A 25,468-nucleotide genomic window follows, 5' to 3' on the forward strand; every position below is an offset into this window, starting at 1 on the left:
CAGGTGACCGCCCCCGACAACGACGACGAACCCCCGCGCCAGGACGTCGCAGCGGGGCGTGACGCCTACGCCGCCGGGCGCGACCAGCACCTGACCGTCCACAACACCACCTACTACGGCGAGCCGCGCGCCCGGCCGAAGCCGCTGCGCGTGCTCGTCTCCTGGACGTCGGACGACCTGCGCGACCACCGCGAGCAGGTGCGCCGCGCGCTGCGCCGGGTCGGGGTGGACGAGGTCGAGTCCGACGCGGCGACGCGCCCGCTCGCCGACCACCTGGACGAGGTGCGCCGCTGCGACCTGTTCGTCTGCGTCCTCGCGTGGCGGTACGGGCCGGTGCCCGAGGGCCGCGAGCACTCGCTGCCCGAGCTGGAGCTGCGCGCCGCGCGGGACGCCGGGGTCGAGTCGCTCGTGTTCCTGCTGAGCGACCGGGAGCCGTGGCCGCCCGGCGCGATGGACCGCGGCGAGGCCGCGGGCCGCGTCGACGCGCTCCGCGCCGAGCTGGCGTCCGGCCAGGGCTGCGAGCAGTTCACCACTCCCGCCGACCTCGGCGCCCGCGTCGAGGAGCTGGTGACGCCGCGCAGCCTCGGCGAGGAGCCCGGCTCGCGCGCGGACGCGGCGACGGCCGCGCACTGGCGCGCGTACCGGCGGCGGCTGATCGAGGAGTACGGGCGGCTCGACCTGGAGGCGCTGACCCCGCCCGAACGGGAGGAGTACCTCCAGCTCTGGCTGCGCGACGTGTTCGTCGAGCCGGACGTCCGGCAGGACGCGCCGCCCGTCGAGCTGCCGAAGGAGCTGTGGCGCAAGCTCCAGGACGCCAAGGAGCTGTCGCCGTCGGACGTCCCGCGCGGCCTGGGGCTGAACCGCGACGACCTGGAGAAGGTCCGCCAGGTGTACCGGACGCGCCCGACCCGCGCGCTGTTCGACGTCGCGGCGCGTCCGGCCGAGCGGCTGTGCGTGCTGCTCGGCGACCCGGGCGCCGGCAAGTCGACCGTCGCCCGCTACCTGGCGCTCGCCCTCGCGCAGGACCGGCTGCCTCCGCGGCTCGCCGACCTCGACGGCCACGAGCCGGTGCTGATCGAGCTGCGCGACTACGCGGCCGAGCGCGCCCGCAACCGGTGCGCCGGGTTCGGCGACTACCTCGCGCACCGCGCGCGCACCGACGGGCTCGGCGTCCCGGCCGAGGCGCTGGAGGCGCGGCTGTCCGGCGGCGGCCCGGCGCTGGTGATCTTCGACGGGCTGGACGAGCTGTTCGACCCGCGCGAGCGGGAGGCGGTGGCCCGGGAGATCGCCTGGTTCGCGTCGTCGCGGCCGACCGCGCGGGTGCTGGTGACGTCCCGGATCGTGGGGTACCGGCGGCGGATCCTGGAGGAGGCCGGGTTCACGCACTACACCGTCCAGGATCTCGGGGGCGACCAGATCGAGGAGTTCCTGACGTCCTGGTACGGGCTGGCGCTGCACGACCGTCCGGCGCTGGCGGAGCAGCGGCGGCTGCGGCTGACCGGCGCGATCGACGACTCCCCGCCGATCCGCGAGCTGGCCGGGAACCCGCTGCTGCTGACGATCCTCGCCATCATCGGCAAGCACCGGGAGCTGCCGCGCGAGCGCTGGAAGGTGTACGACCACGCGGCCGGCGTCCTGGTCGAGCACTGGGACGTGAACAAGCACCTCTCCGACGCCCGCATCGACGCCGACGTGATCCGCGAGGACGACAAGAAGGACCTGCTGCGCAGGCTCGCCTACCGCATGCAGCTCGGCACCGACGGCCTCGCCGGGAACCACATCTGGAAGGACGACCTCGTCGACGAGATCGTCGGCTACCTGCAAGGCCGCTTCCAGTACGACCTGGCCCGCGCCACCGCCATCGCGAACGCGATCGTCGAGCAGTTCCACGAGCGCAATTTCGTCCTCGCACGGTACGGGCCGCGCATTTACGGGTTCGTGCACCGGGCCCTGCTGGAGTTCTTCTGCGCGAGCGAGATCGTCGCCCGGTTCGAGAAGACCCGCGCCCTGACCGAGGAGCAGCTCCGCGAGGAGGTCTACGAGGCCCACTGGGAGGACCCTGCCTGGACGGAGGTCCTCCGCCTCGTCGCCGGGATGGTGGACGCCACCGTCACCGGCCGCCTGCTGGAGCACTTGCTGCGGCAGGTCGAGCCGGTGCGGACGACCGTCCTGGACAAGCCGCCGCTCGGCGCGGTGACGCTCGCCGTGCAGTGCCTCGCCGAGGTGCGCAGCCTCGGGTCGGCCGAGCAGTCGGCCCGCGCGCTGCTGGACGCGATCATCGAGCTGCTGCGGGCGCCCGACCGGTCCTTCGCCGACGACCGGCAGGAACGCCTGGAGACGGCGGCGCTGCCCGCCATCGCCGCCATCGGCCCCGCCTGGCCCGCACGCGACCACTTCCTGCACTGGTTCCGGCAGCACGCGTCGGCGTTCGTGAGCTGGCGCGCCTGCCGTCTCGCGCCGCGCATCCTGGCCGCGCTGTACTCCGACACCCCGTCCGTCCGGGCCATGCTCGCCGACATGGCGCGGCACGACGGCGTCGCGGGGCAGCGGCGGACGTGCCTGCTCGCCGTCGTGGAACGCTGGCCCGACCTGCCCGAAACACGCGAACTGGTCGCCGACCTCCTGCACGACCACGCCGACGCGCTCCGGCAGACGGCCGTCGAGCAGCTCGCCGCGCACTGGCCGGACGAACCCGGCACGCGCGAGGCCGTCCACGAGGCCCTCTACGACGCGGCCGCCGACGTCCGGCAGGCGGCGGTCGAGCAGGTCGCCGCGCGCTGGCCGCGCGAGCCCGCGACGCCGGCGGCCGTTCAGGGGCGGCTCGACGATCCCGACCCGGACGTCCGCGAAGCCGCCTTGGAACAGCTCACGGCGAACTGGGCGACGCGCCACGGCACCCTCGACGCCGTGCACCGCGCCGCGCGGGACCCGCACTGGTCGGTGCGCCGCGCCGCCGTCCGCGCGCTGGACTCGTCGTGGGCCCGCGTCACCGGGACCCTCGCCGTGCTGCGGCACGCCGCCGTGGACGTCGACGAGGACGTCCGGCAGGCCGCGATCCGCGCGCTCGCGGACCGCTTCGCCGACGACCCCGGCACGTACCCGGCCGTCCTGGACGCCGTCGCCGACCCGGACCCGCAGGTCGGCGCGGTCGCGGTCGAGCAGCTCGCGAGCCGGTGGCCGGACCGTCCGCAGACCCTGGACGCGCTGCGCCGCGCCTGCCGCAGCCCGCACGGCGACGTCCAGTGCGCGGCGGCCGTCGCGGTCGCGCGCCGCGCGGACGGCCACGCCGACCCCGCGGCGGCGCTCCTCGAACGGCTCGGCGACCCGCGCAACGAGGACGTCCGGCAGGCCGCGCTCGGACTCGTCGGTGAGCACCGGGCCGGGCGTCCCGAGGTGCTGCGGGCCGTCCTGCGCGCGACGGCCGACCCGGTGGCGGCGAACCGGGTGGTCGCGATGCGCGTGCTGTCGCGGTACTGGCCCGCCCATCCGAAGCTGCGGGACGCCTGCCTGTCCTCGGTGTGCGAGTTCGAGGCGGACGTCCGCAAGGCCGGGATGGAGACGCTCGCCGCGCACTGGGGCGGCGACCCGGCCCTGCTTCCCGTGTTCCTCGCGGGCGCGCGGGACGCCGCCTGGATGGTCCGCAAGGTCGCCCTCGAAACGCTCGCCGCGCGCTGGAGCGAGCACCCGGACGCCGTCGCCGCCATCGAGCGGCTCACCCGCGACCCGGCCGGGCTGATCCGCGACGCCGCGCTGGAGGCGCTCGTCGCGCTCGGCGCCGACCAGCGGCGCGCCGCCGACGCGCTCGACGACCCGCACCGGGGCGCCAGGCGCAGCGCCCGCCGCCTCCTCGCCGGACGCTGGCAGGCGGGCTGGACGCAACGGACGCACGTCACCGCCGCCCTGACCTCGCCGCTCGGGGCCGTCCGGCGGACCGCGCTCGCGTCCCTGGTCGAACGGTTCGGCGCGGAGCCCGAAACATGGGAAACGGTCGAGCGCGCCCTCGCGGACAACGACGTGGACGTGCGGCTCCTCGCCCTCGGCGCGCTGCTCGCCGCCACCCGCGACCAGGAACGCGACCACGTCCGGACGGCCGTCCTCGCCGCCACCCGCGACCCCGAGAGCGAGGTCAGGGGGCTGGCGCTGCGCGTCCTGCTGGTGCGGTGGCGCGCCGACCCCGCCACCGGCGCCGCCGCGCGGCGGATGCTCGACGACCTGTCCGGCGACGTCCGCCGGACGGCGGTGGAGGCGCTCGTCCTGTCCGACCCGGACTCCCCCGAGACCTTCGACCGGCTGACCGTGGCCTGCCAGGACGACGACGGCGAGACCCGCAAACGGGCCGTGGAGGCGCTCGCGGCGCACCGTCCCGGTTTCCCGGGGGCCGCGGCGGCGATGCTGGCCGCCTCCGACGACACCGCCGCCGAGATCCGCCGGGGGAGCGTCAGGGCGCTGAGCCTGCGCTGGCGGGACGCCGACGGCGTGTTCGAGCGGGTCGCCCGCGCCGTGTGCGACCCGGCCGAGGACGTCCGGCTCGCCGCGCTCGCCGCCCTCGCGACCCGCTGGCCCGCGCATCCCGAGACGCCCGCCCTGGTCGGACGCCTGCTCTGGGACGAGACGACCCGCGTCCGCGGCGCGGCCGAGGCGTGCCTCGCGTTCCTCGGCGCGGCGGAGGCGCGGCCGCTGCCGCTGGACCGCCCGGCCGCGGCGGCGGCGGTGTCGCACCCCGACTCCCGCGTCCGGGTGACCGGGCTGTCGCGGCTCCTGCTCGCCTGGCCGGACGCGCCGGAGACGCGGCGCGCCGTCCGGATCGCCTTCCAGGACGAGGAGTGGCCCGTCCGCGGCCTCGCCTTCGCCGACCTCGTCCGCCGGATGCCGGACCCCGGCACGGCGGCGGTACTCGAAGCCGGGCTGCGGTCGCCGTCCGAGGCCGTCCGCGAGCTGGCGCTGTGGGGCCTCGCCACCGCGCGGCCCGGCGACCCCCGGTGCCGTCGCTGGATCGAGCGGGCGCTCGACGACCCGGAGCCGAACGTCCGGGACACGGCGGTCGACCTCGTCGCGCGCCTCTACACCGGCCACGACGAGTGGCTCCGCCGCAAGACCGGCGACCCTTCCGCGCGGGTGCGGGTCCGGGCCCTGAGCTGGCTCGCGGCGCTGCGCCCCTCGTCGCCCGCGACCGTGCGGGCGCTGGCGCGGTGCGCCGGGGACCCGGACGACGACGTCCGCGCGGCGGCGCTGGAGGCGCTGCTCGTCCAGTGGCCGGACGCGCCCGAGACCAGGGACGCCCTGCATCTCCTGAGCCGCAGCCCCGTCGTCGACGACCGCGAGACGGCCCGCGAGACGCTCGACCGGCGGGACCGGCGCCGTCCCCGCGACCTGGCCGGGACGGTCCGCGCCGCCGAGCGCGGGCACCCGACCCGGCGGGCCGACGCCCTCCACGAGCTGTTCCTCCGCTGGCCGGACGAGCCCGAGACCCTGCGCGCCGTGCACGACGCCGCGACCGCCGGGCCCGTCCTGCTCAGGTACACCGCGCTCCGCGAGATCGGCGCGCTGTGGCTCCGCGACCCCGGTTCCCTCGCGGCCGTCCGCCGCGCCGTGGAGGACGAGGACGGCGGCGTCCGCTACAAGGCCCACGCGGTCCTCTCGGACGGCTACCACCCGGACGGCCTCGACGCGCTCGTCCCCGCCGCGCGGACCGACCCCTATTGGGCGCTGCGAGCGCTGGCGATGCGCCACCTGGTGATCCGGCAGCCGTTCGATCCGGAAACCGTGGAAACTCTGCGGGAGATGACGGCCGACCGGGACTGGTACATCCGCCGGGTGGCGCTCGACCTCCTCCACCAGGCGGCGCGGACCCGGCCCGAGGACCCGTGGCCGGGCGCCTGCGACCCGAACCTCGCCACCGAGGGGGCGCTGCGGCACGTCCTCGTCGCCGGGGACCGCCCGCTGCCGCTCACGCCCACCGGCCTCCTCCCCCTCTGGGACGGCGACCCGCGCCGGGCCGCGCTCATCACCGCCCACCTGCGCGGCGACGACCCGGACCTGCGGCCGGAGCTCGTCCCGGCGGCGCTGGGCGGCGACCACACCGTCCACGGCCCGGCCCTCGCCGCGCTCGCCACCTGGTGGCCGGACGACCCGGAGACCCGGGAAACACTGCTGGCCGCGACGCGCCACGACTGCCCCCGCGTCCGCGGCGCCGCGCTGGTGGCGCTCTACACGCGGCCGGACGAGACCGTCCGCGACCTGGCCCGCGAGGCCCTGGCCGACCCGGTCGCGCCGATCCGCTACGCCGCCCTGAACTTCCTCGACGTGACCGGCCCGCTCGACACCGCCGCCCTCCTGCGCCTCACCGCCGACCCCGACGAGGACGTGGCGATGCGGGCGCTGGAGTCCCTCGGCCTCCGGGAGCCGGACGACCCGGCGGTCTGGGACGAACTCCAGAAAGCCGCCGCCGCCTGCCACTCCCCGCCGCCGGCCCGATGGGTGACCTGGCGCCGCGAGACCGCCCTCTGAAACCGTCCCGCGGCGCGCGGCGCACTAACTACGATGAGCCCGGTGACGAGCAATGACATTCCGGACCTCATCCACTTCGCCGACGAGCACGGGAACAGCGTCGTCCTCCGGGTGACCGAACTGGACGCGGAACGGCTGACCGGGCGGATCGAGGTCCGCAGCTCCTTCGTCAACGGCGACGTGGCCACGACGGTGTTCGCCGAGGACATCGACGAATGGGAAACGGTCCTCGACGACCTGCACGAAGGCGACAACACGGCCTGGCGCGAGGACAAGCGCGCCACCGAGATCTGGCTCGAACTCGACGACGAGGACCGCCTCCTCGTCTCCGTCATCGACCGCCAGGGGTCGTCCAGCACCGCCGAGCTCCTCGTCGCCGTCCCCGAGAACTGGCTGGACGACCACTACGAACGCCTTTCCGCCATCCGCAAACTCCAGGCCGAATAGCACCGGGCGGGCGCCATTCCCCGGTTGCTGAGACAATGGCCGGGGAGGACGTGTGACCGTATTCGTGTGTGCACGCTGTGAGGCCGTTCTCACCGTCCCGGTTTCGCGCGTTGCGCTGCCCGTTCACGCCTATCAGCATTATGGCCATCAACTCCTTCCCGCGCTCATGGGGTCCGGGACGTTCGCGGTGGAGCCGGAGCCGACCGGGCCGCCGTGGCGGGAGTGGAGCGAGATCGGGGAGGACGAGGCCCTGGCGCGCGGCGTGTACGCGCCGGTGCGCAGCCTGTCCTACGGCCCGCCGGACGCGGTGGCGGTCGCGCCGGGGGACGTCCGCGGCACCGTCCTGATCCCCGAGCGGTGCGACGGCTACTGCATGGGCCTGGACGGCCGCAACGGCCCGAACCTCGCATGCGCGCAATGCGGGGAGCCAGTGGCGACCCGCGTAGACGACTGCGGGTTATGGCAGACGACCTGGCTGGACCCGCGCTCCGTGCGAAGCGTCCCCGACGACGAACCCTCGCCGCCGGTGATCGGCTGGGACGAGTTGGCGGAGCAGGACGAGTGCGCGCGAACACCGCCGATCGATCCGCCCGGCGGCTGGAACCCGGTGTGGGAGGCGGCGGCCGGGGCGGCGCTGCCCCACCTGCTGGTCGGCGCGTCCGGCGGGCGGTTGACCGTACCCGAGGGCCTGCTCACCGACGCGTTCCGCACCGCGCTCGACACGCTGCTCCCGTCCGGCCCGCCGCCGAAGAGCCTGGCGCTCGCCGGGCCGGGCCTCCACGCCGCCGATGCAGACATCGTCCTGGTGCCTCGCCATCCGCAGACGGGCCGGGTGTGGGCGGCACCGCCGGGCCCGCACCCGGTACCGCTGGCCGCGGAGGTCTGGACGTGGCTGGCGTCCGATCAGAACCGGACGCCCGCCCCGATGCCGATCCGGGTGCCCGACGGCGTCCGGCGCGATGATCCACTGCCGCTGCTCCCACCGGTGCGGTTCCGCCCGGACTGGGACATCTTCGTCCGCACGCTGGCGCGCCTACCCGAAGTGCGCCGGCCCTGGCTACGCCGCATCTACGACCAAGTGACCGAACGCCCCTACGCCGACCCCTTCTAGCCCACCTCACCGCTCAAATGAACCGCGCGGCGATGGGGCTATTCGGATTGGTTGGAGTAACGCGCGTGGGACGCTTGCGCCGACGCAAGACGCCTGTTGCGCATGGGACGCGGCAGCGATCATGTCAATGCGGGGTGTTGACCTGTTGAGGCCATCCAATGGCGAAGATGTGCCGTTTACCCTGAAATCATGCCTAATGTCGGATTAGATCGAGGTCGTCGTGGATGAGCAGCGCGGACGGGATCTGCCGCCGATTCCCGGCGTCGATCCGGGCGTCCCCAATTCAGCGCGGGTGTGGGATTACTGGCTCGGCGGCGATGAGTTCTATCCGGCGGACAAGGCGATAGCGGACGAGATCGAGCAGGTGCTGCCCGACATCGTGGACCAGGCGCGCGCCGACCGGCTCTTCCTGCGGCGGGTGGTGGAGTTCTTCGCGGGCGAGGCGGGCATGGACCAGTTCCTGGACATCGGGACGGGGCTGCCGACGTCCAACAACACCCACGAGGTCGCCCAGCGGCTGCGGCCGGACGCCCGCGTCGTCTACGTCGACAACGACCCCCTCGTCCTGGCGCACGCCCGCGCGCTGCTCACGAGCACCCCGGAAGGCGTGACCGCCTACCTGGACGCCGACATGCACGATCCCGACCACGTCCTCGACCTCGCCGGGGAGACGCTGGACCTTGCCCGCCCCGTGGCGATCACCATGCTCGGGGTGACCTGGCACATCGTCGACGACGACGAGGCCGTGCGGGTCCTCGGGCGCCTCGTGGAGCGGGTCGCGCCGGGAAGCCACCTGGCGATCAGCCACCAGACCGACGAGATCACCGGACGCCGGGCGCGCGACGCGGTGGACATGTGGAACAGGGACGCCGAACCCAAAGGGGTATGCCGATCCAAACGGCAACTGGAAGAGTTGTTCACCGCGGCGGGTCTTATCTTGCTGGAGCCGGGTGTGGTGTCGTGTAACCGGTGGCGGCCCGAGGCCGCCGACGTGCCGTCCGGCGAAGTCGACCAGTTCGGTGGCGTGGGCCGCAAACCCTGAGCGTCCGCACGCCGGACCGATCGGCGAACCGGGGAGTCGGCGGACCGGAGATGAGGCGGACGCGGGGATGAGGGGCGAGGGGACGGCCGGTTGCACGGGCTGACGAGCGGACGGAGCTCCGTCAACGCCCCCGGCGACGAGGACCTCGCCGGCGTGGACGACTGGGCGTACACGACGGAGATGTGGGGTTCGCGGTACGAGCCCGACGCGCTGACCCGGCCGCGGCTGCTGCTCGCCGCCCGGCTCCGCGGGTTGCGCGAACACCGGCGGGTGCCGGTGGAGGACGCGGCGGCGGCGATCGGTTCCCCCGTCCTGCTGCGGGCGATGGAACGGGGCGTGACGGCGTCCTCCCCGCACCACGTCATGACGCTGGCCACCCTGTACGGGGTCACCGACCACGCCGTCCGGGCCCTGCTGCTGCAACTCGCGCTACATTCCCGGCAGGAGGGATGGTGGGAGCCCTATCGCAGCCTGCTCCGTCCGGGGTTCCTGCCCTACCTGGGCGCGGAGCAGGCGGCGCAGATGATCCGCTGCTACGCCGTCGAGGCGGTCCCCGATCTCCTCCAGCACCCCGACTACGCCGAGTGGATGATCCTCCGGACGCATCCGCGCGCGGGCGAGGAGGAGCGGCGGCGACGGCTGGAGCTCCGGCTGCGCCGCCAGCGCATCCTGTACGCGGCCGACCCGCCCCGCGTGTGGACGATCATCGACGAGGCGGCCCTGCTCCGCGGGGTCGCCCCGCCCGAGGCGATGTACCGCCAACTCGACCATCTGCTGGACCTGTGCGAGCTGCCGCATGTCACCGTCCAGATCATGCCGCTGAGCGTGGGCCCGGCGATGCTGCCGAACTCGATCACGCTGGTGCGCGTGCTCCAGGACCGGGCCGTGTCCCAGGTGGCCTACCTGCAGCGGCTCAACGCCGACATGTACCCGCGCGACGCCGTCCAGGCGCGGCACTGGATGAACGTGCTGGCGATCCAGGCGGCACGGCCCGACGAGACCCCGGGCCGGCTGCGCGAGGCGATGCGGTACCTGACCGGCGGAGCGGCGCCGTCCGCCGACGACGACCGTCCGGTGACCCCCGGGTTCACGGGTGACGGCGGAAGTGTGGCCGATGACGCAGAGCCGGGCACCCGCGTCTGAGAGCCTGCGTCTGTTCCAGGTCCGTCAGTCTTGAACCATCCGGCGGGCACCCGCGCGGCGCCCTCCCCCGAACGTCCCACTCCTCCGCCTCCGCTCCGCAGGAGCGCAGCCCCACGGCAACCGGGAGCGCAGAATCCATGGCAACGACGCCGCGGCGGACCCCCGCACACCAGCTCTTCATCGACCTGCTCTACGGCTTCCACGTCCAGAACGGGAAGGCCAGGTGCGAAGAGCTCGCCGAACTCGCGTCGCGAATCCGTGCCCTCCATCCCGACTACCGGGGCGGGGACGCCACCGGAATGTCCGCGAACAACATCTACAAGATCCTGCACGGCCGTCTCATGACGCTGCCGGGAAGCCGTCAGCTCAACGTGCTCGTCCTCTGCATGCAGCATTTCGCGTATGAGGCGCACATCCGGAACCACGATCCGGGCTGCGCCGCGCTGCCGGGATGGCAGGCTCTGCTGAGCAGGGCCGACGCGCTGGACCGGTACCAGCAGGCCGAAGGCCGGTTCCTCCCCGAAGCCTCGGGGGACGCCGAACAGCCGCTCCGGCCGCCCGCGCCGGTCCCGACGGCGACCGCGGCGTCCGCCGAACTGATCGCGGCGGGATCGATCAGGCTGAACCCGGTCGAACTGCACGAGCTGGTCGCCCTCGGCGACTACACCCGGATGCTGGCGGTGCGGGTCGCGGAGGGAGACCGCCGCGCGCTCTACGAGGTCGCCCTCGTCCTCGGCACCGCCGATCCCCCCGGCAACCAGCGGGCGGCGGTGTTCGCCATGGCCGCCGCGGCCGCCGCCCCGGGCGCCTCGGTCGCCTCCGGCCTCCTCACCCCGGACGCCGAGTTCGACGTCCGGCAGGCGGCCTGGCACGCCCGCATCCTGGCCCACGCGGTGGAAGCCCACGGCGACCACGACGCCGCGCGCGTCTTCGACCGTTGCGCCGACCGCGTCGACAATCCCGGCCAGCGCGCCTGGGCGCCGTAATTCCATTACTGACCGGTCGGCAGGTCACGCGGGGCGGGTTCATTCCACTCGCTCCGCCGCATATTTCAGATTTTTTCTTCGGCGCTCACCATTCTTCTTGCGATTTCACACCGAATGTCGAGGGAAAGACCGATATTGCGGGGTCTGGCTGTGCAAAGGTGGTTCTGTTCACGCTGCCGCCGGTGGGGCCGACCGCGCGCACCGCCGGTCGGCATGCGGAATGGTCGGGCTTTCACTTGTCGGCTGCCGCGGCGTCATCGGCTTCCGAGCCGTCACCGTCGCGCGGCCGAAAACCCCGGCCGCCCGTACGTCCTCAGTCCGAAACCGAGGTGACCGATGCCCCACCCCAGCCGCTGGGCCCAGCCCCTCAAGCCCCGCCACCGGAACTTCTTCATCGTCGACATCTCGGACTACTCCGTCCGCGACGACGCGTCCCAGACCCACGTGCGCGGCACGATGATCGACATGGTCGAGCAGGTCGCGGCCGGTCTCGGGATCCGCTGGCGGTCCGAACTGCACAGCGACCGGGGCGACGGGCTGCTGATCGTCGCCGAGAAGCGCGGCAGGATCGACGTCCTGCTCACCGACCTTCCCCGACGGCTGAACGACGCTGTGCGGCGGCACAACATGACGGCGTCACCCGACACGCAGATACAGCTCCGCGTGGCGGTGGGCGCCGGTTTCCTTCACAGGGACGAGAAGGGCTATTCGGGGGACGCCATCAACCGGGCCACGCGACTCCTCGACGCCCCGGAACTGAAGGCGGAAATGAAGTCGCAAGGGGCGGGATGCGGCGTCATCATCTCTGGCCAACTGTATGAGGCGATCCAGGGATTCCACATCCTCGATGACCGGAAAACTCAGAAGGTCCGGGTCGACGTGAAAGAGACCCACACCACGGCATGGATGTGGATCCCCTAAGCGAAGGAATGGCCGACGTCAGATGAAGCGGGCGGCGATGGGGGCTATTTCGGGGCCTTCGCGGAGGAAGGTGCGGAGGTCGTCGCCCCAGCCCGGGGGCAGGGCGGGGGACGCGGCGGGGTCAGGGGACTGGTCGGACGGGACGTCGAAGACGGGGAAGATCGTGCGGAGTTCGGTCGTCCAGCCGGACGGGTCGCCCTCGCGGGCCGTGCGTTCCAGGCGGTCGAGGGGGTGCTCGGACGCGGCGGTCGCGGTGGACGCGCCCAGCATGCTGATGACGTGGGGCCACCGGATCGCGAAGGCCGCGAGTTTGGCGATCTGCTCCTGGTCGGGGGCGGGCGCGCCCAGGAGCCGCTGCCTTTCGGCGACGAAACTGTAGAAACGGAACAGGTTGACGAATCGCTTGATCTCGCGTGGATTGCGGGATCCGAGCACGGGGAGGGATCGGGCCAGCACGGCGTGCGCGTCCAGGTCGCTGTACAGGTCGGACACGACGCGGTCGGCGGCAGCCAGGGTGGTGGGGTTGAGTGGTTCGGGCAGGCCGAGCAGTTCCTGTTGGACGGCGAGTGCCGTTTCGCGGAGCGTGTCGGGGGTTGGTTGGCGGGCGCGGATGAGGCGCTCTATCTCGGCTATCTGCTCGATCGATGAGGTGTCCGGGGCTTCGATGATGCGTTCTGGTGTTTCTTCGCGGCGTGGGGCGGCCGGTGAAGGGGACTGCCGTCGGAGCCGGACCCGGCGGGTTTCCGGCACGGGGGGCGAGGTGCGGCGTTCTCTGGAGGGTGCGTTTCCTCCGGGGCGGGGTTTCGGGATGTAACCCTCGACGAGGGAGCGCAGGTAGTCGTCGATCTCGCCGTCCCCGCCGGGTGTCGGGACGCTCAGCGGCAACTGCACGATCTTCTCCAGGAACCGCCAGCCGAGCGTCGACCAGTCCCCGGCCAGCCGTCCGTCGCGCTGGGCCTTGACGAGGTCCTGGTAGGCGACCTCGACGTGCGCGGCGACCGCGCCCGGCTCCATGCCCAGCACGAACACGCAGTTGGGGAACTCGCCCGCGAGGAACAGGTTGACGGCTTCGATGACCTGGGTGACCGCGCTGGGCGAGCAGCGGTCGAGGTCGTCCACGAAGACGACCAGGGGACGTTCCGGGGTGGCGATGAGGTCCAGCACCCGTTTCATGTCGCTGTGGACGAGATGCAGGAAGCCCAGTCGTCCGGCGTAGCCGGGGTCTGGCACGATCTTGTCGAAGCCGGTCTTGGCCTGGTCAGCCAGGATGCGCTGGCTTCCGCCGAGGATGTCCGGCTTGCGGACGAGCGCGGACAGCGGACCCGACGCGGCCTTGCCGAGGAACGACAGCGTTTTCCCCGCTCCGCCGACGAGGAGCACGATCGTCCCGGTGCCGAGCACCCCGGCGGACAGCCCGCGCAACACGCCGCGCAGCGGTTCGAAGAGTTGTCCGACGGCGAGCCAGGCCAGGGTGACGAGGAACGCGACGACCCATACCGCCAGGAACGGCAGGAGCCGCTCGGCCAGCAGCCGGTACCAGCGGCGCCGGATGACGCTGCGGTCGATGCGCGCGAGGTTGAGCCTGAGCCAGAACCGCTCCCGGTCGGCGACGGGGAGCCGCTCGGTGACCTGCGTGATGATCTCGTGCGCCAGCCCGGCCCAGATCTGCTCGCCGTTCTGGTACATCCACGGGTTGAACCAGACGGTCGGCCGCCAGTCGCCCGCCCGCACCGGCACGCCTTTGGCCACATGGGCGCGCAGGCCGGACGTCGGCTCGCCCGTGGAATCGTCCGGGCCGGGCTCGTCGGCGTGGAGCAGGATTTCCAGATTGGTGACCCCGGATTCGGGAGTGGCACTCCCACGCCGGAATAGCTTGCGCCATCGGCGGCGGGACGGCTTGTTACGGCCGCTTCGGCGGTCCAGGCGGATGGTGCAGGGACGTTCGCCGTCGCGCGGATCGAGGTTGTTCTGGATCATCCGCATCAGCGAGGTCTTGCCCGCGCCCCACGGTGCCTTCAACCCGATGGTGAGCGGCGGACGCGTCTGCCGGTGCCTGATGAACTCCGCGATCGCGTCGGCGTAGTGGGAGTAGGAGAGGCGGTCGCGGAGCGTCCAGTAGTCCCGCGTAATCGTCGGCTCCGGCTGCGGGCGGTGCCCCCGCTCCATCAGGAAGAACCGCCGCGCCCGGTCGCGGACGGCGGCAAGCTCGATCTCCTCCTCCGCATCCTCGGCGCGTTCGCGTGCGAACTCCCGGACGGGGTCGTGCGTGCGGATGACCTGGCCGTCCTGCCAGGTGTAGAGGAGGTGGACCTCCACCAGCCGGTCGATCGCCTTGTCGACCTCGTCCGGGGTGAACTCGTCGCCGACGAGGAACGGGAGGGAGCGTCGCCGGATCTCCTCGTGCTCGTCCACGAGCGCCAGCCTCCGCAGCACCAGCCTCTCCGCGTCGCCCAGGCTCTCGTAGACCCGCGTCAGCAGCCATCGCTCTGGGTGGCCCTCTCTGCCCCAGTCCGTCGCGAAGACGAGCGCCCCCACCGGCATGGACGGGTTCGCGGCGAGCACCGCCCCGGCGAGGTGCAACATCAACGGCGACCTGCGGCACAGTCCGATGAATACGACCGCCGCGTCCGGATTGAACCTTTGCGGGCCCGCCGCCGCTGAGAGGATCGCGAGCCCGTCCTCTTCCGAGACCCCCTCAAGTTCCACGAATTGGCGATGCGGTGCGGCGAAGGTCCCTGTCCACGTGACCAGTAGCCGCGATCCTCCGTCGTCCTCGGGAAGCAGCGCATTGATCAGGTCGGGGCCGTCCGACTTGGAGACGTCGTCGAGGACGATCAGCAGCCGTCGCGAGGCCAGCAGGTCGCGCAGCGCGGCGGTGCGCTCGGCGAACGTCTCCGGCACCGCGTCGGACGCGACGCCGAGCGCTTGGAGTAGACCACCCAGGACGGTCCTCACCCGCTCCGACCGCAAATCCAAATGCGCGAAGTTCGCGAAGAGGACCCCGTCAGGAAACTCGTCCGCGACATGGCGGGCGTAGGCGACCGCCAAGGAGGTCTTGCCGATCCCCGGAGGGCCGCTGATCACAAGGTACTGGGGCACTGCCTGATCACGGCGGGACTGCCTGAGCCACAACGGATGGATCCAGTGCCCGTCGAAGTCCGCCACGGACGGAGGCAGCGGTGACTGTAGCGGCGGGAGCGCGAATGCCGCGAGCTGTCGCTGGACCTCTTCGGAGGGCGTTGTGGCGGTTTCCGTCGCCAGCGTCCGCATCAGCTGGGTGTGCCGGGAGCGCCAGCGATCCAGGTCGAAGGCCGGAACCTCGGTCGGGAGCTGCAGCTCCTCGGCGAGGACGCTGCAGACGCTCACGAAGGTGACGACGAACTCCCAGGCGGGCGCCGACCGTCCGGCGAGCTTGTCGCGGACGGTGCTCGCGCTGAGCCGGAGCCCGCCCGCGCGTTCGCTGACCTGCTCCAGCCGCCGCAGCGGCGGGCCACCGGCCGCGTCCAGCACGGCCCGCAGTTCCTCGCCGAACTCGTGGAGCGCCTCGGCGCGGGGGTTCTCCGAGCTGTCGCCGGTCACGGCGCTCCCTTCCTCATCACCGGAGTCACCGGGGTCAGGCGGACAACTGCCGTGTCATCGCCTGGACGTCGGGGTGGTCCTTGCCGTACATCCCCGTCCAGCGGAGCCGGGCCGGTTCGCCGAGTTCGCGGGCGCTGCGCCGGTCGCCGCTCGCCTGGAGGTAGCGCACCTGGGACAGGACGAGCCCCCGCACCTCCGGCAGATCGCAGTCGTACGCCTCGGACGGCAGCAGGTGCGGCTGGATCTCCTTGAACCGGGGCCAGTTGTCCGGATCGGCCGGGTCGGCGGGCGCGTGCCGCAGCAGCAGGAGGTGGACGGCGTGCGCGAGACCCACCCGGCGGAGCGGCGACATCGACTCCTTGCGGCGGACGACCGCCTGGATCAGCCGGTGCACCTCGACCGTCCGGCGGGCGGCGTCGACGCGGGCGAGCGCGAAGCGGCGCAGGTCGCGGAGCGCGAGGCCGAAGGCGACCGAGTCGCCGAGCGTCCCGCCGAGCGCCGAGGGGAGGACGGTGTCCGCGTCGGTCGTCAGCATGGCGAGCGGGATGGGCTCCGGCGCGAAGAGCGCGCACAGCTCCAGCAACTCGACGGCCGCCGGGTTGTCGGTGCGGAGCCGTTCGATGGCCATCTGCCACGTCGCGTACAGCGACACCGGGTAGCCGGGCGGGAGGTCGTCCGACAGCATCGACGGGAGGACGTCCTCGAACCGCCGCAGGTGCTCGTCGATCGGCATGCTGGTCGACGCCTGCCATTCGGCGGCCTGGACGAGCGCGATCGGCAGCCCGCCCGCGGCCTGCGCCATGCGGGCGGCGTCGGCGTCGGAGAGGCCGCGTCCGGCGGGCAGGTGGCGGCGCAACAGGCGAACGCTCTCCTCCGGTGACAGGACGCCGACGTCGATCGCGTCCGTCCGCAGCGACCAGACGGGGTTGCGCGACGTGACGAGCAGGTGGCCGGGTCCCTCGGGGAGGAGTTCGCCGAGTTCCTCGGGACGGTCGGCGTTGTCGTAGACCATGAGCCAGTGGCCGCACGGCTCGCCGCTGCGCAGCGCCGCGAGCGCCCGCGACCACGGTTCGCCGCCCGCGGTGTCCGCACCGGGCGGGGCGCCGCCGTCCGGTCCGAGGCGGTGGGCCAGCTCGGTCAGCGACGCCCTGACCCCGGCCCGCTGCTGCGCCGGAACCCACCAGACCAGGTCGTATTCGTCCGCGTACCGGTGCGCGTACTCGATGGCGAGTTGGGTCTTGCCGACGCCTCCCATCCCGTGAAGGGTGCAGGTCAGCAGGGCCGACCCGCCCGCCTCCAGCTTGGCGCGCAGCTTCGCGAGCATCGGCTCGCGTCCCGTGAAACGCGGGTTGGCGCTCGGCACCGACCCCCAGATCGGCGGCACCCGCGTCGCACGCGGCGGCCGCGCCGGAGCCTGCTGCGAGGCGTCGCCCGGGGCGTCGCCGGGGGCGTCGTCCGGAACGGCGCGCGGAGCAGCCTCTGGGACGGCGTCCGGGACGCGGGCCGGGCGGCGTCGCCGGACGGGCGCGCCCGCGCCGCGCACCGACTGGAGCACCATCCGGGTGACGACGGCGAACCCCAGGTCCGAGGAATCGTCCAGGGGGGAGCGCTGGGAACTGGACGCGTCCGCGAGCAGGCCCAGTACGCGCGTCGCCTCGGTCCGCGTCAGGTGTCCGACCAGCACCTCGCGGACGCCGGGCCGGAAGTCGTACCGGACGCTGTCCGGCGAGCGCGGGCCGACCACGTCGTCCTGGCGGAGCAGGAGCCCGCCGAGGAAGACCTCCGCGAGGTGCCCGTTCGTCGAATGCGGCGCCATCTCGCTCTGCACGAGTCGCATCACCGGCAGGGTCAGCACGGCGGCGGCGAAGTACCGGGCGAGGCTTCCGGCCTCCGGCGACGACACCGCGAGGAAACGCGCGACCCGCTCGGACGGCGACAACTCCGGCGAGGGCCCCGCCTCGTCGGCGTCCTCCGCGACGGGATCGGCGCGCTCGCCGACGACGTGGGCGAGGCCGTTGACCCAGCCCGTGCCCGTCCCGGAGATCACCGTCGCCCACGAGTTCAGCCACCGCGGCTGGAGTTCCAGGACGGGGATCGGCACGCCCCCGGGCGCCGTCCCGTCGGCGCGGTCGCGGCAGAGCAGCCGGTCGTTGGCCCGTCCGGCGGGCGACACGCGCTGCCAGCGGACGGGCGTGAGCTCCAGCGTCGTCCGCCGCCAGAGCCGCTGCGGGAGCACCTGCACGATCGCGACGGTCTGCCTGCGCCCCCACTCGCCGAGCATCCGCTGCATCGCGCCGGTCCGCCAGGCGGCGCCCACGCAGTCGCTCAGCACGAGCACGCACTGCCGCCCCGTGGGCATCACGACCTCGCCGGGACGGCGGCCGGACGCGCCCCCGCCCGTGCCCAGCGTCGGCGGCCCGCCGCCGGTCGCGCGGTCGGTGTCGACCGTCCAGGTCCGGATGTCGCGGAACACCCCGAGGTGCTCGATCACCGAGCGCAGCCACCGCATCGCCGGACGCCACAGGTCCATGGACGTCCCCGTGTCGACCACGAGCGCGAGGTCGAAGGCACGCTCCCGGACCGTCGGCGTCTCCGGAAGGAACAGGTGGGGCGCGGCCGAGGTGAGCGCCCGCTCGTCGAGCAGGGTCCGCCGGGTGCCCGTCCCAGCGTCGCGCAACGGGCGAAACGCCTGGGCGAGGGCGCGGGCGCTCGGCATCCCCGCCGTGGCGAACAAGCCGGGATCCGGCACCCGGAGCGGCAGCGCCGCACGCGCGGGCGCCGCCGTCCCAGGCGGCGTGTCAGACGACGTGTCAGACGTTTCGGCGGGCGGCGGTTCGGCGCCCGTGTGGGAGGCCAGCCAGATGGCGTCGGCGATCTCCTCGCCCGTCGGTCGCAGGCCGAGGTCGCCGAGTGCTCTGAGCAGCCGGTCGATCATTCGTCGCCGTCCGCCTCCGTCGTCATGAGCAGGGCGTCGGCCAGCCGCCGCGCGTCCGGTCCGTCCCACGAGGTGGCGAGGTAGATGGCGTTGAGCAGCTGGTCGACGCCGACGTCGCCGCGCGTCCGGTTCCGCAGGAAGTTCTCGATCAGCTCACCGCTGCGCGCGGTCATGTCGGGCCCGAGGTGCGCGGCGACGATGTCCACGAGCTGCGCCAGGCCGGGCGGCGCGATGCCGAGCCGCAGGCAGCGGCGCAGGAAGCCGGGCGGGAACTCCCGCTCCCCGTTGCTGGTGATCACGATCATCGGGAAGGCGTGGCAGCGGACCCGCCCGTCCGGGACGACGACCCGCCGCCCGTCCGAGGTCAGCACCGTGGCCGCGGGCTCCGCGCCGGCGATCCGCATCAGCTCCGGGATCTGGAACTCGCCCTCCTCCATCACCGACAGCAGCTCGTTCGGCAGGTCGAAGTCGCTCTGGTCGAGCTGGTCGATCAGCAGGACGCGGGGGAACCGCGCGGGCAGCAGCGCCGTGCCGAGCGGGCCCAGCCGGATGAACGACCCGATGTCGGCCGGGCGCGTCCCGCCGCTCGCGGCGATGTTCGTCTCCTGCAGCCGTCCGATGGCGTCGTACTCGTAGAGGCCGTTGCGCAGCACCGACGAGCGCGTGATGGGCCAGTACAGGACGGGCCCGAGCCGCAGCTCGTAGGCGATGCTGTAGGCGAGGGTCGACTTCCCGGTGCCGGGCAGGCCGGTGACCAGCAGCGGGCGCCGCAGGATGAGCGCGGCGTTCACCACGTCCACCACGCTCGCGTCCGGCTTGTAGGAGCGCGCCCGTTGCAGGGACGTGCCGACGTCGACCGGCTCGGGCGGCGGATGCAGCGGGGGGCGCGGGCCGTCGCCGAGCGTCCCCGCGTTCCCGAAGTCGCGCCACGGCGGCGGGGGCGGAAGGCGCTCGATGCCGTCGTGCGGCACCCCCGTGCCCCGGTAGACGTGGTGGGTCTGGAGTCCGGTCCCTGCCGTCTCCGCGGTCATCGGCTCGTGTCTCCCTCGGAACGTTCGGGACTGTGCAGGCCGCCCGGCCGGTCCGGGACGCGGCTCGGATCGTCGAAGATCACTTGGAGGCCCTTTCCTGGATGGTCGGCGTCGGCGGGCACGGCGGCGGCCTCCCGGCGCAGGTCGCGCACCATGCGGGGAAGGTCGGCGGCGGGCGTCTCGGCGAGCCGGGACCGGAGCTCGGCGGCCGCCGCCGGGCCCGGGTCGCGGCGGTGCCAGACCGCGATCGAGAAGCCGTCCCGGAGCGCGTCGAGCACCTCGTCGGGGCTGCGGTCCGCGACGAGGTAGACGGGCACCGGGGCTCCCGGGCGGTCGTCCGGACGGTCCTCCCGCGATCGCCGGTCCCGGGACACGTGGACCCGTTCCAGGCTGCGGACGACGACCGGATACACCGTCCCGATCTCGGCCTCCGGCTGCGTGGAGCGCCCGAGCGGCCACTCCTCCACCGCGATGTTGAGCAGCGTTCGCGGCAGGACGAACTCGATCACCAGGTCGTCGGCGTCCCCCGGCGGCGTCCCGGTCTCCACCGGCCCGAGCAGCTCCTGGAGGAGGCGCTGCACCTCCGGCAGGGTCACCGCCTCGTCCGGGCTGAGCAGCACGGTCGGCGGCCCGTCCGCCCGCTGCGACGACACTGTCAGCAGGAAGTGGTCGGCGTCGAGACCGTCCTCCTCCAGCTGGAAGATCAGGTAGGACCGGGCGTCCGGCGCCGGGGGCGCCGTCTCGGGCCGCTCCGTAGACCACGCCTCCGGCGGCAGGCCGAGCCGTTCACCGACCCCGGCGAGCCAGCCGCGCAGCAGCGGGCGGGCGAAGGGTTCCGCGTCCGCGGCGAGCCGCTCCACGAACTCCAGCAGGGGCGGGACGCCGGCGGGGGAGACGACGGCGTCCTCCAGCCTCCGGATGGTGGACCGGAGATCGCCGCCCTCGCCGAGCAGCCCGCCGACCGCGCCGCCGATCACTGTGCCGACCCCAGGGCTGATCAACGTTCCGATCGCGGCGCCGCCGGACGGCGTCGCCGATGCGCCGCGGACGGCTTCGACCAGGCGGAGCAGGTCCGCCCGCTCGTTCTCGGTGAGCAGCGGCGGCGGCACCACGCGCTCGATCCGCTCCGCGAGCTGCTCGACCTCGACGCTCGCCGGGTGGAACATCCTGGCCGTGTCCAGCAGCGTGTGGAAGGCGCCCGGCCGCTCGGCGCACCAGTTCACGAGGGTCCACAGTTCGCGGCGTGTCTCGTCGCCGACCCCGATGCCGGGGCGTTCGCCCAGCATGTCCCCGAGGAGTTCGGCGTAGGTGGCGCGGAGCCGCCGGTCGGCGAGGTCGGGCATGTTCATGAGCGCGTCGAGGATCGTCCCTGCCTCCGCCGCCGACAGGCGCGCGGCGCCGGCCTGCGGCGCGGCGAGCCCGGCGAGCGGCGGCCAGAGGTCCGCGACGGCCCGCGCGGGCAGCATGAGCGCCGTGCGCTCCGGCGCCGCCGCCGTGAGGACGCCGACGACGTTCCCCGTCTCGCCGGACAGGACGGCCGCGCCGCTGAACCCCGGCCCGAGCAGCCCCGGGGAGTCGACGTCGAGCGACCGCCGTCCCGCCGCGCTGCCGCCGCGCGCCGAGACGCGCGCGGACATCCACATCCCCTGGTCGGCGTCGCCGGGATAGCCGAAGTATCGAACCTCCATGCCGGGCGGGATGTCCTCATCCGGCCGGACGAGGGGAAGCGGATCGCACCGGACGGACGGTCCGATGAGGTTCAGCACCGCGAGGTCCCCGTGGCCGGACGACGCGGGGAACCAGCCGCCCGGCAGCACCTTGGCCGACCGGTCCTGCCCGAACGCGGGCAGCTCGACCCGGACGCCGTCGGCCGGACGTCCCGCCGCGCCTCCGCCGCCCGCCACGACGTGCGCGCAGGTCAGCACCAGGTGGTGGTCGATCAGGAACCCGGTCCCGGCGACGAGCCCCTGCTGGTCGAGCACGCGGACACTCCATGGAGGCGCGTCACCGGGCACGCTCGGCCAGCTCACCGCTCACCACCCTGAGTCATCCGAACCACCATTATTTCGGACGCCGAAGACCCGCGGGGCGGACGCGGAGGTGTGCGCGCCATCATCTGAGAAGTCTGGCGATGAGCTCCTCGCGCGCGGACACACCGAGCTTGCGGTAAATCGATTTGAAATGGTCGTTGAGGGTGTGCGGCGACATCTCCAGACGGCGCGCGATCTGCTTGGCGGCCAGCCCTTCGAGGACCTGCTCGACGACCGCGCGCTCCTTGGGCGTGAGGCCGTGCCAGAAGGCCATCGCCGGGAGCAGGTCGGTGCCGACGGCGGGCTGGACCGTCACCGCCACGTCCGTCCCGCCGGTCAGGGGCTGAGCGTTCAGGACGATCCATCCGCGCTTGGTGGGAACGCGGGTCATCGCGGGCTTGTCCGTGGTGCGCACCGTCTGAGTGAGAATCCAGACGATGCTCTCCACCGGCGGATCCGATGTCGTGAGCGCGTCGGCGGGCCGGGTTCCCAACTCGTCCAGCCATTCGCGCGCGGACGGCGTCGCCGCCACGACCCTCTCGGCGGCTATCGCTCCGCCTCCGGTTCCGATGACCAGCACGCCCGGCGGGAGGGCGAGGCCACTGGGCTCCGGCGGCGCGGCCGCCGCGTAGCGTCTCATCGCGGCGACGATGTCCCGCGCGAGCCGCTGGGCCTGGACGGACTCGTCCGCTGAGAACGGCCGGGCTCCCCTCGGACGGAGCAGCACCAGGCCGCCCCACATCGTCCCCGCGTGGGCCAACGCGATGCGCAGCTCGCTGCCGACACCCTGATCGAGCATGACGTCGCGCATCGCCTCGTTGCGGCGCAGCCCCGGAGCGTCCGTGTTGAAGACGCCCACCCGGGATTGCCGGGCCCTCCGGTCGAAGGGATAGGGGTGATCGCCGTCGCTGCGGTCCCCCACGATCAGCCGCCGCGCGGCCGCCTGACTGTAGCCGTGCTCCCTCGCGAGGAAACATCCCACGCCGGTGACCGGGTCCACCGCGGCGAGCATGTACCCCTCGTGGGGGACCACCCGTCCGACCCACTGCGAGACCACCGCGCCCAGTTCGACGGCAGTCCCGACGTCCGAGGCAGCCCTGATGGACGAGCACTCACCCCTGCTCATCCTCCCAGTATTCGCCACGCAACGCATTTAGACGAGTACAGATTGTCGCCTTTGTGGGTCGCGACCCATTCGGACAGGCACCGGCAACCCCCAAGACCTGGGGATACTTCCGCGCCCGCCGTCCGGCGACCGTTTGTGGCAGGACGGCTCACCACCCCGCGGACGAGCCCAGAACGGATCGGAGTGCAAGATGCGCAAATTCGTGATGCTGGTGCTGCTGCCGACAATCACCATGCTCGGCGGGACCGGCGCCGTGACGTCCGCCTCGGCGGCCCCGTCGCCCCGCCTCGACGAGGGTTTCTCGCTCAGGCCGAACGGCAACGCCAACCTGTGCCTCGAAGTGGCCGACGCCAACACCGGAAACGGCGCCCTGGTCACCCTGTGGCCCTGCACCGGCAACCCCAACCAGAAGTGGGTCTTCGAGCAGAACAGGCTCCGGAGCGCCCTGCCCGGCAACAAGTGCCTCGACATTCGCTCCGGAAACACCGGCGACGGCGCCGCCGTCAACACCTACGACTGCCATCCCGGAGACCCGCAGTTGTGGCGCTTCAGCGGGGACACGCTGATCAGCAGCCTCAACGGCAAGTGCCTCAGCGTCCTGGCGAACAATTTCGCCGCCGGGGCGGCCGTGGTGAACTTCGGCTGCAACGGCGGCAGGGGCCAGTCCTGGCGGACGACGACCTGACCGAGCGTGCCGGTCGGGACGCCCCGGAGCGACTCACGCCCAGGCCAGAGATTCCGTTCTCTGGCCTGGGTCGTTCCCTTTTCCGATGCCGACTTCGATGCCCCCGTCATAGCCTCACCTATAACCACTGGACGAGGCCGCAGGAGCAGACGATGGACACCGAAGTACGCATGCTGGACGTGGCACCGGTAATCCCGGTCCGCGACCTGAAGGCCGCCCTAGACCGCTACCGCGCCCTCGGCTTCTCCGTGCGCCAGGACGACGGAGACCACCACTACGGATTCGCCGACTGGGGCCAGGTCTCCTTGCACCTCACCCAGTGGGACGAGCACGATCCCGCCCGAACCGGCGCGGCCATCTACCTCTACACCTCAGACGCCGACGCCCTACACGCCCAATGGACGAACGCCCACGTCCCGGGTCGCCTGGGCAAACCGGCCAACACCCCATATGGCCTGCGAGAATTCGCCTACGTCGACCCCGACGGGACGCTCCACCGAGTCGGCTCGAACCAATCTCCGCCGGCTAATCCTCGATAGTGATCCCCATGGCCGCCGCGAGCGCGAACAGCAGCGCCTGAGCGTCAGCGGCAGGCACTGTCGCACCCGCGAAACTCTGAATTCCATTGACTCCGTAGAGGTCGCACTCAGAGAGCCGGGCGCCCTTCATATTGGCACCACTGAACTGCGCGCCGGTCAGCTTGCAACGCTCGAACCGGACACCGCCGAGTTCCGCACCCTGGAAGTTCGCGTCGGCCAGGTTGCAGTCACGAAAGACAACGCTCTTGAACCGACCGAACCGGAAGGACGACAGGTCTGCGCGGCAGTTGACGAACAGGACGTCCCGGAGCCCGCACTCACTCATCGAGGTCCCGGTCAGGCGGCTCCCCTGGACGACCGCGTTGAAGATCCGAGAGTCGACGAGCCTGAGATTCGCCAGGTCGCACGACGTGAACTCGACATCGGCGAAACTAGCGCGCCGCATCGCCGTCCCGGAGAACCGCGTGTCCTGAAACCGGCAGCGCTCGAACTCCACGTCCTCGACATCCTGCGCGGACAGATCTACGTCGCAGAACCGCGTGGACAGATAGACGCCGTCATGCGCCAACTCGGCACCCGAAGTGCCGACCTCCTCCAATGAACTGGGGATCTTAGGCGCCACAGGTTCTTTGAGACGCTTCGGACGAGCCCGAACATTGCCAGCTGCCACGTGCCCGACCCTACTCATCCCGAACCCACGACACGTCCATGCCCCGAGAGCCGCCTCCGGGTCGCGGCCCGCTCCCAGAGGCGCCCGAGCAGCCCGACGCTCCGAGGTGGGCATCCGACCCGTTCCGTCTCAGCCTGCGAGAGGCCCGGTACCGGTATCAGAACGTGAGTTACTTGGACCTCTCACGCAACTTGGAACGTGTTAGCCTCCCCCGATAGTTCAGATTTGAACAACCCCCTGGGAGGGAGCATGACCCCCGCGAACCGGATCCCCTACCTCTCCGACATCGCCCTGCTCATCGGCCGCGTCGCAGTCGGCGTGGTGTTCGTCGCGCACGGCTGGCAGAAGTTCGACGACATGGGCCACGGCGGCGTCACCAAGATGTTCGAGGGCATGGACATTCCGGCCCCGTCCGTCGCCGCCTACTACTCCACCTGGGTCGAGCTCATCGGCGGCCTCGCCCTCATCGTCGGCGTCGCCGTCCCGCTGGCGGGCCTGCTGCTAGTCGCCGACATGGCGGGCGCCTTCTGGTTCGTCCACAAGGGCAACGGCGTCTTCGTCACCGGGAACGGCTACGAACTGGTCCTCGTCCTCGGCGCAGCCGCAGTCCTACTGGCCCTCGTCGGCGCAGGCCGCTTCTCACTCGACGGCCTCCTGTTCGACCGCACCAAGAAACACCAAGAAGTCACCACCTGACCGCCCGCCCCACCGGCGTT

Annotated in this window: 16 protein-coding genes; 10 read left to right on the forward strand and 6 right to left on the reverse strand. The window is 72.6% G+C overall.

The features are described 5' to 3' along the window. The first annotated feature begins 3 nt into the window (after positions 1-3). The 7 genes from FXF65_RS03045 to FXF65_RS03075 all read left to right on the forward strand — a co-directional run bounded on the left by FXF65_RS03045 (position 4) and on the right by FXF65_RS03075 (position 12,157). Entirely contained in the window at positions 4-6,507 is a 6,504-nt protein-coding gene (locus FXF65_RS03045) for a HEAT repeat domain-containing protein (RefSeq protein ID WP_148348107.1), read from the forward strand. 42 nt (positions 6,508-6,549) lie between these two features. Next, the gene (locus FXF65_RS03050) at positions 6,550-6,954 is read left to right on the forward strand and encodes a DUF5959 family protein (protein WP_148348108.1); all 405 of its coding nucleotides are present in this window, start codon (positions 6,550-6,552) and stop codon (positions 6,952-6,954) included. A 166-nt stretch (positions 6,955-7,120) separates the two neighbouring features. Then, on the forward strand, positions 7,121-8,065 hold the full coding sequence (locus FXF65_RS03055) for a hypothetical protein (protein ID WP_246198311.1): 945 nt from the start codon (positions 7,121-7,123) through the stop codon (positions 8,063-8,065). 220 nt (positions 8,066-8,285) lie between these two features. Beyond that, positions 8,286-9,107: an SAM-dependent methyltransferase gene (locus FXF65_RS03060; RefSeq protein ID WP_246198312.1), complete on the forward strand. Its 822-nt coding sequence runs from the start codon at positions 8,286-8,288 to the stop codon at positions 9,105-9,107. A 90-nt stretch (positions 9,108-9,197) separates the two neighbouring features. Then, on the forward strand, positions 9,198-10,250 hold the full coding sequence (locus FXF65_RS03065) for a DUF5753 domain-containing protein (protein ID WP_148348110.1): 1,053 nt from the start codon (positions 9,198-9,200) through the stop codon (positions 10,248-10,250). Between the two features lie 137 nt (positions 10,251-10,387). Then, on the forward strand, positions 10,388-11,236 hold the full coding sequence (locus tag FXF65_RS03070; protein ID WP_148348111.1) for a hypothetical protein: 849 nt from the start codon (positions 10,388-10,390) through the stop codon (positions 11,234-11,236). 336 nt (positions 11,237-11,572) lie between these two features. Further along, positions 11,573-12,157: a nucleotidyl cyclase domain-containing protein gene (locus FXF65_RS03075; protein WP_148348112.1), complete on the forward strand. Its 585-nt coding sequence runs from the start codon at positions 11,573-11,575 to the stop codon at positions 12,155-12,157. 18 nt (positions 12,158-12,175) lie between these two features. Here FXF65_RS03075 and FXF65_RS03080 read toward each other — a convergent pair whose 3' ends face one another. From FXF65_RS03080 to FXF65_RS03100, 5 genes are all read right to left on the reverse strand, one after another. Beyond that, positions 12,176-15,736 (reverse strand): P-loop NTPase fold protein, encoded by a 3,561-nt coding sequence (locus FXF65_RS03080; protein ID WP_148348113.1) that lies wholly within the window; start codon positions 15,734-15,736, stop codon positions 12,176-12,178. A 34-nt stretch (positions 15,737-15,770) separates the two neighbouring features. Next, entirely contained in the window at positions 15,771-18,671 is a 2,901-nt protein-coding gene (fxsT, locus tag FXF65_RS03085) for an FxSxx-COOH system tetratricopeptide repeat protein (RefSeq protein ID WP_148348114.1), read from the reverse strand. Then, positions 18,668-19,702 (reverse strand): AAA family ATPase, encoded by a 1,035-nt coding sequence (locus tag FXF65_RS03090; RefSeq protein WP_148348115.1) that lies wholly within the window; start codon positions 19,700-19,702, stop codon positions 18,668-18,670. The genes fxsT and FXF65_RS03090 overlap by 4 nt, the downstream gene beginning before the upstream one ends. Then, entirely contained in the window at positions 19,699-21,732 is a 2,034-nt protein-coding gene (locus FXF65_RS03095) for a VMAP-C domain-containing protein (protein WP_148348116.1), read from the reverse strand. Before FXF65_RS03095 ends, FXF65_RS03090 begins: the two co-directional genes overlap by 4 nt. A gap of 82 nt (positions 21,733-21,814) precedes the next feature. After that, positions 21,815-22,858 carry a helix-turn-helix transcriptional regulator gene (locus tag FXF65_RS03100; RefSeq protein ID WP_187412057.1) on the reverse strand — a complete coding sequence of 348 codons (1,044 nt, stop codon included), beginning with the start codon at positions 22,856-22,858 and terminating at the stop codon, positions 21,815-21,817. Positions 22,859-23,048: 190 nt separating this feature from the next. On the opposite strand from FXF65_RS03100, the gene FXF65_RS03105 reads away from it, so the two are divergent. Beyond that, positions 23,049-23,543 carry an RICIN domain-containing protein gene (locus FXF65_RS03105; RefSeq protein WP_148348118.1) on the forward strand — a complete coding sequence of 165 codons (495 nt, stop codon included), beginning with the start codon at positions 23,049-23,051 and terminating at the stop codon, positions 23,541-23,543. A gap of 152 nt (positions 23,544-23,695) precedes the next feature. Continuing rightward, positions 23,696-24,082 (forward strand): bleomycin resistance protein, encoded by a 387-nt coding sequence (locus FXF65_RS03110; RefSeq protein WP_148348119.1) that lies wholly within the window; start codon positions 23,696-23,698, stop codon positions 24,080-24,082. Here FXF65_RS03110 and FXF65_RS03115 read toward each other — a convergent pair. Beyond that, positions 24,069-24,680 (reverse strand): pentapeptide repeat-containing protein, encoded by a 612-nt coding sequence (locus tag FXF65_RS03115; protein ID WP_246198313.1) that lies wholly within the window; start codon positions 24,678-24,680, stop codon positions 24,069-24,071. The genes FXF65_RS03110 and FXF65_RS03115 overlap by 14 nt on opposite strands. Positions 24,681-25,001: 321 nt before the next feature. Here FXF65_RS03115 and FXF65_RS03120 point away from each other — a divergent pair, with 321 nt between their 5' ends. After that, on the forward strand, positions 25,002-25,448 hold the full coding sequence (locus tag FXF65_RS03120; RefSeq protein ID WP_148348121.1) for a DoxX family protein: 447 nt from the start codon (positions 25,002-25,004) through the stop codon (positions 25,446-25,448). Positions 25,449-25,468: the final 20 nt, after the last annotated feature.

Origin of the sequence: Actinomadura syzygii, assembly GCF_008085905.1 — a bacterium.
Classification (GTDB): Bacteria; Actinomycetota; Actinomycetes; order Streptosporangiales; family Streptosporangiaceae; genus Spirillospora; species Spirillospora syzygii.

Coding starts and splice junctions, on each gene's coding strand:
- FXF65_RS03100 (WP_187412057.1), bottom strand. CDS start 22,858: ATGAGCAGGGGTGAGTGCTCGTCCATCAGGGCTGCCTCGGACGTCGGG.
- FXF65_RS03110 (WP_148348119.1), top strand. CDS start 23,696: ATGGACACCGAAGTACGCATGCTGGACGTGGCACCGGTAATCCCGGTC.
- FXF65_RS03055 (WP_246198311.1), top strand. CDS start 7,121: ATGGGGTCCGGGACGTTCGCGGTGGAGCCGGAGCCGACCGGGCCGCCG.
- FXF65_RS03120 (WP_148348121.1), top strand. CDS start 25,002: ATGACCCCCGCGAACCGGATCCCCTACCTCTCCGACATCGCCCTGCTC.
- fxsT (WP_148348114.1), bottom strand. CDS start 18,671: ATGATCGACCGGCTGCTCAGAGCACTCGGCGACCTCGGCCTGCGACCG.
- FXF65_RS03090 (WP_148348115.1), bottom strand. CDS start 19,702: ATGACCGCGGAGACGGCAGGGACCGGACTCCAGACCCACCACGTCTAC.
- FXF65_RS03070 (WP_148348111.1), top strand. CDS start 10,388: ATGGCAACGACGCCGCGGCGGACCCCCGCACACCAGCTCTTCATCGAC.
- FXF65_RS03075 (WP_148348112.1), top strand. CDS start 11,573: ATGCCCCACCCCAGCCGCTGGGCCCAGCCCCTCAAGCCCCGCCACCGG.
- FXF65_RS03105 (WP_148348118.1), top strand. CDS start 23,049: ATGCGCAAATTCGTGATGCTGGTGCTGCTGCCGACAATCACCATGCTC.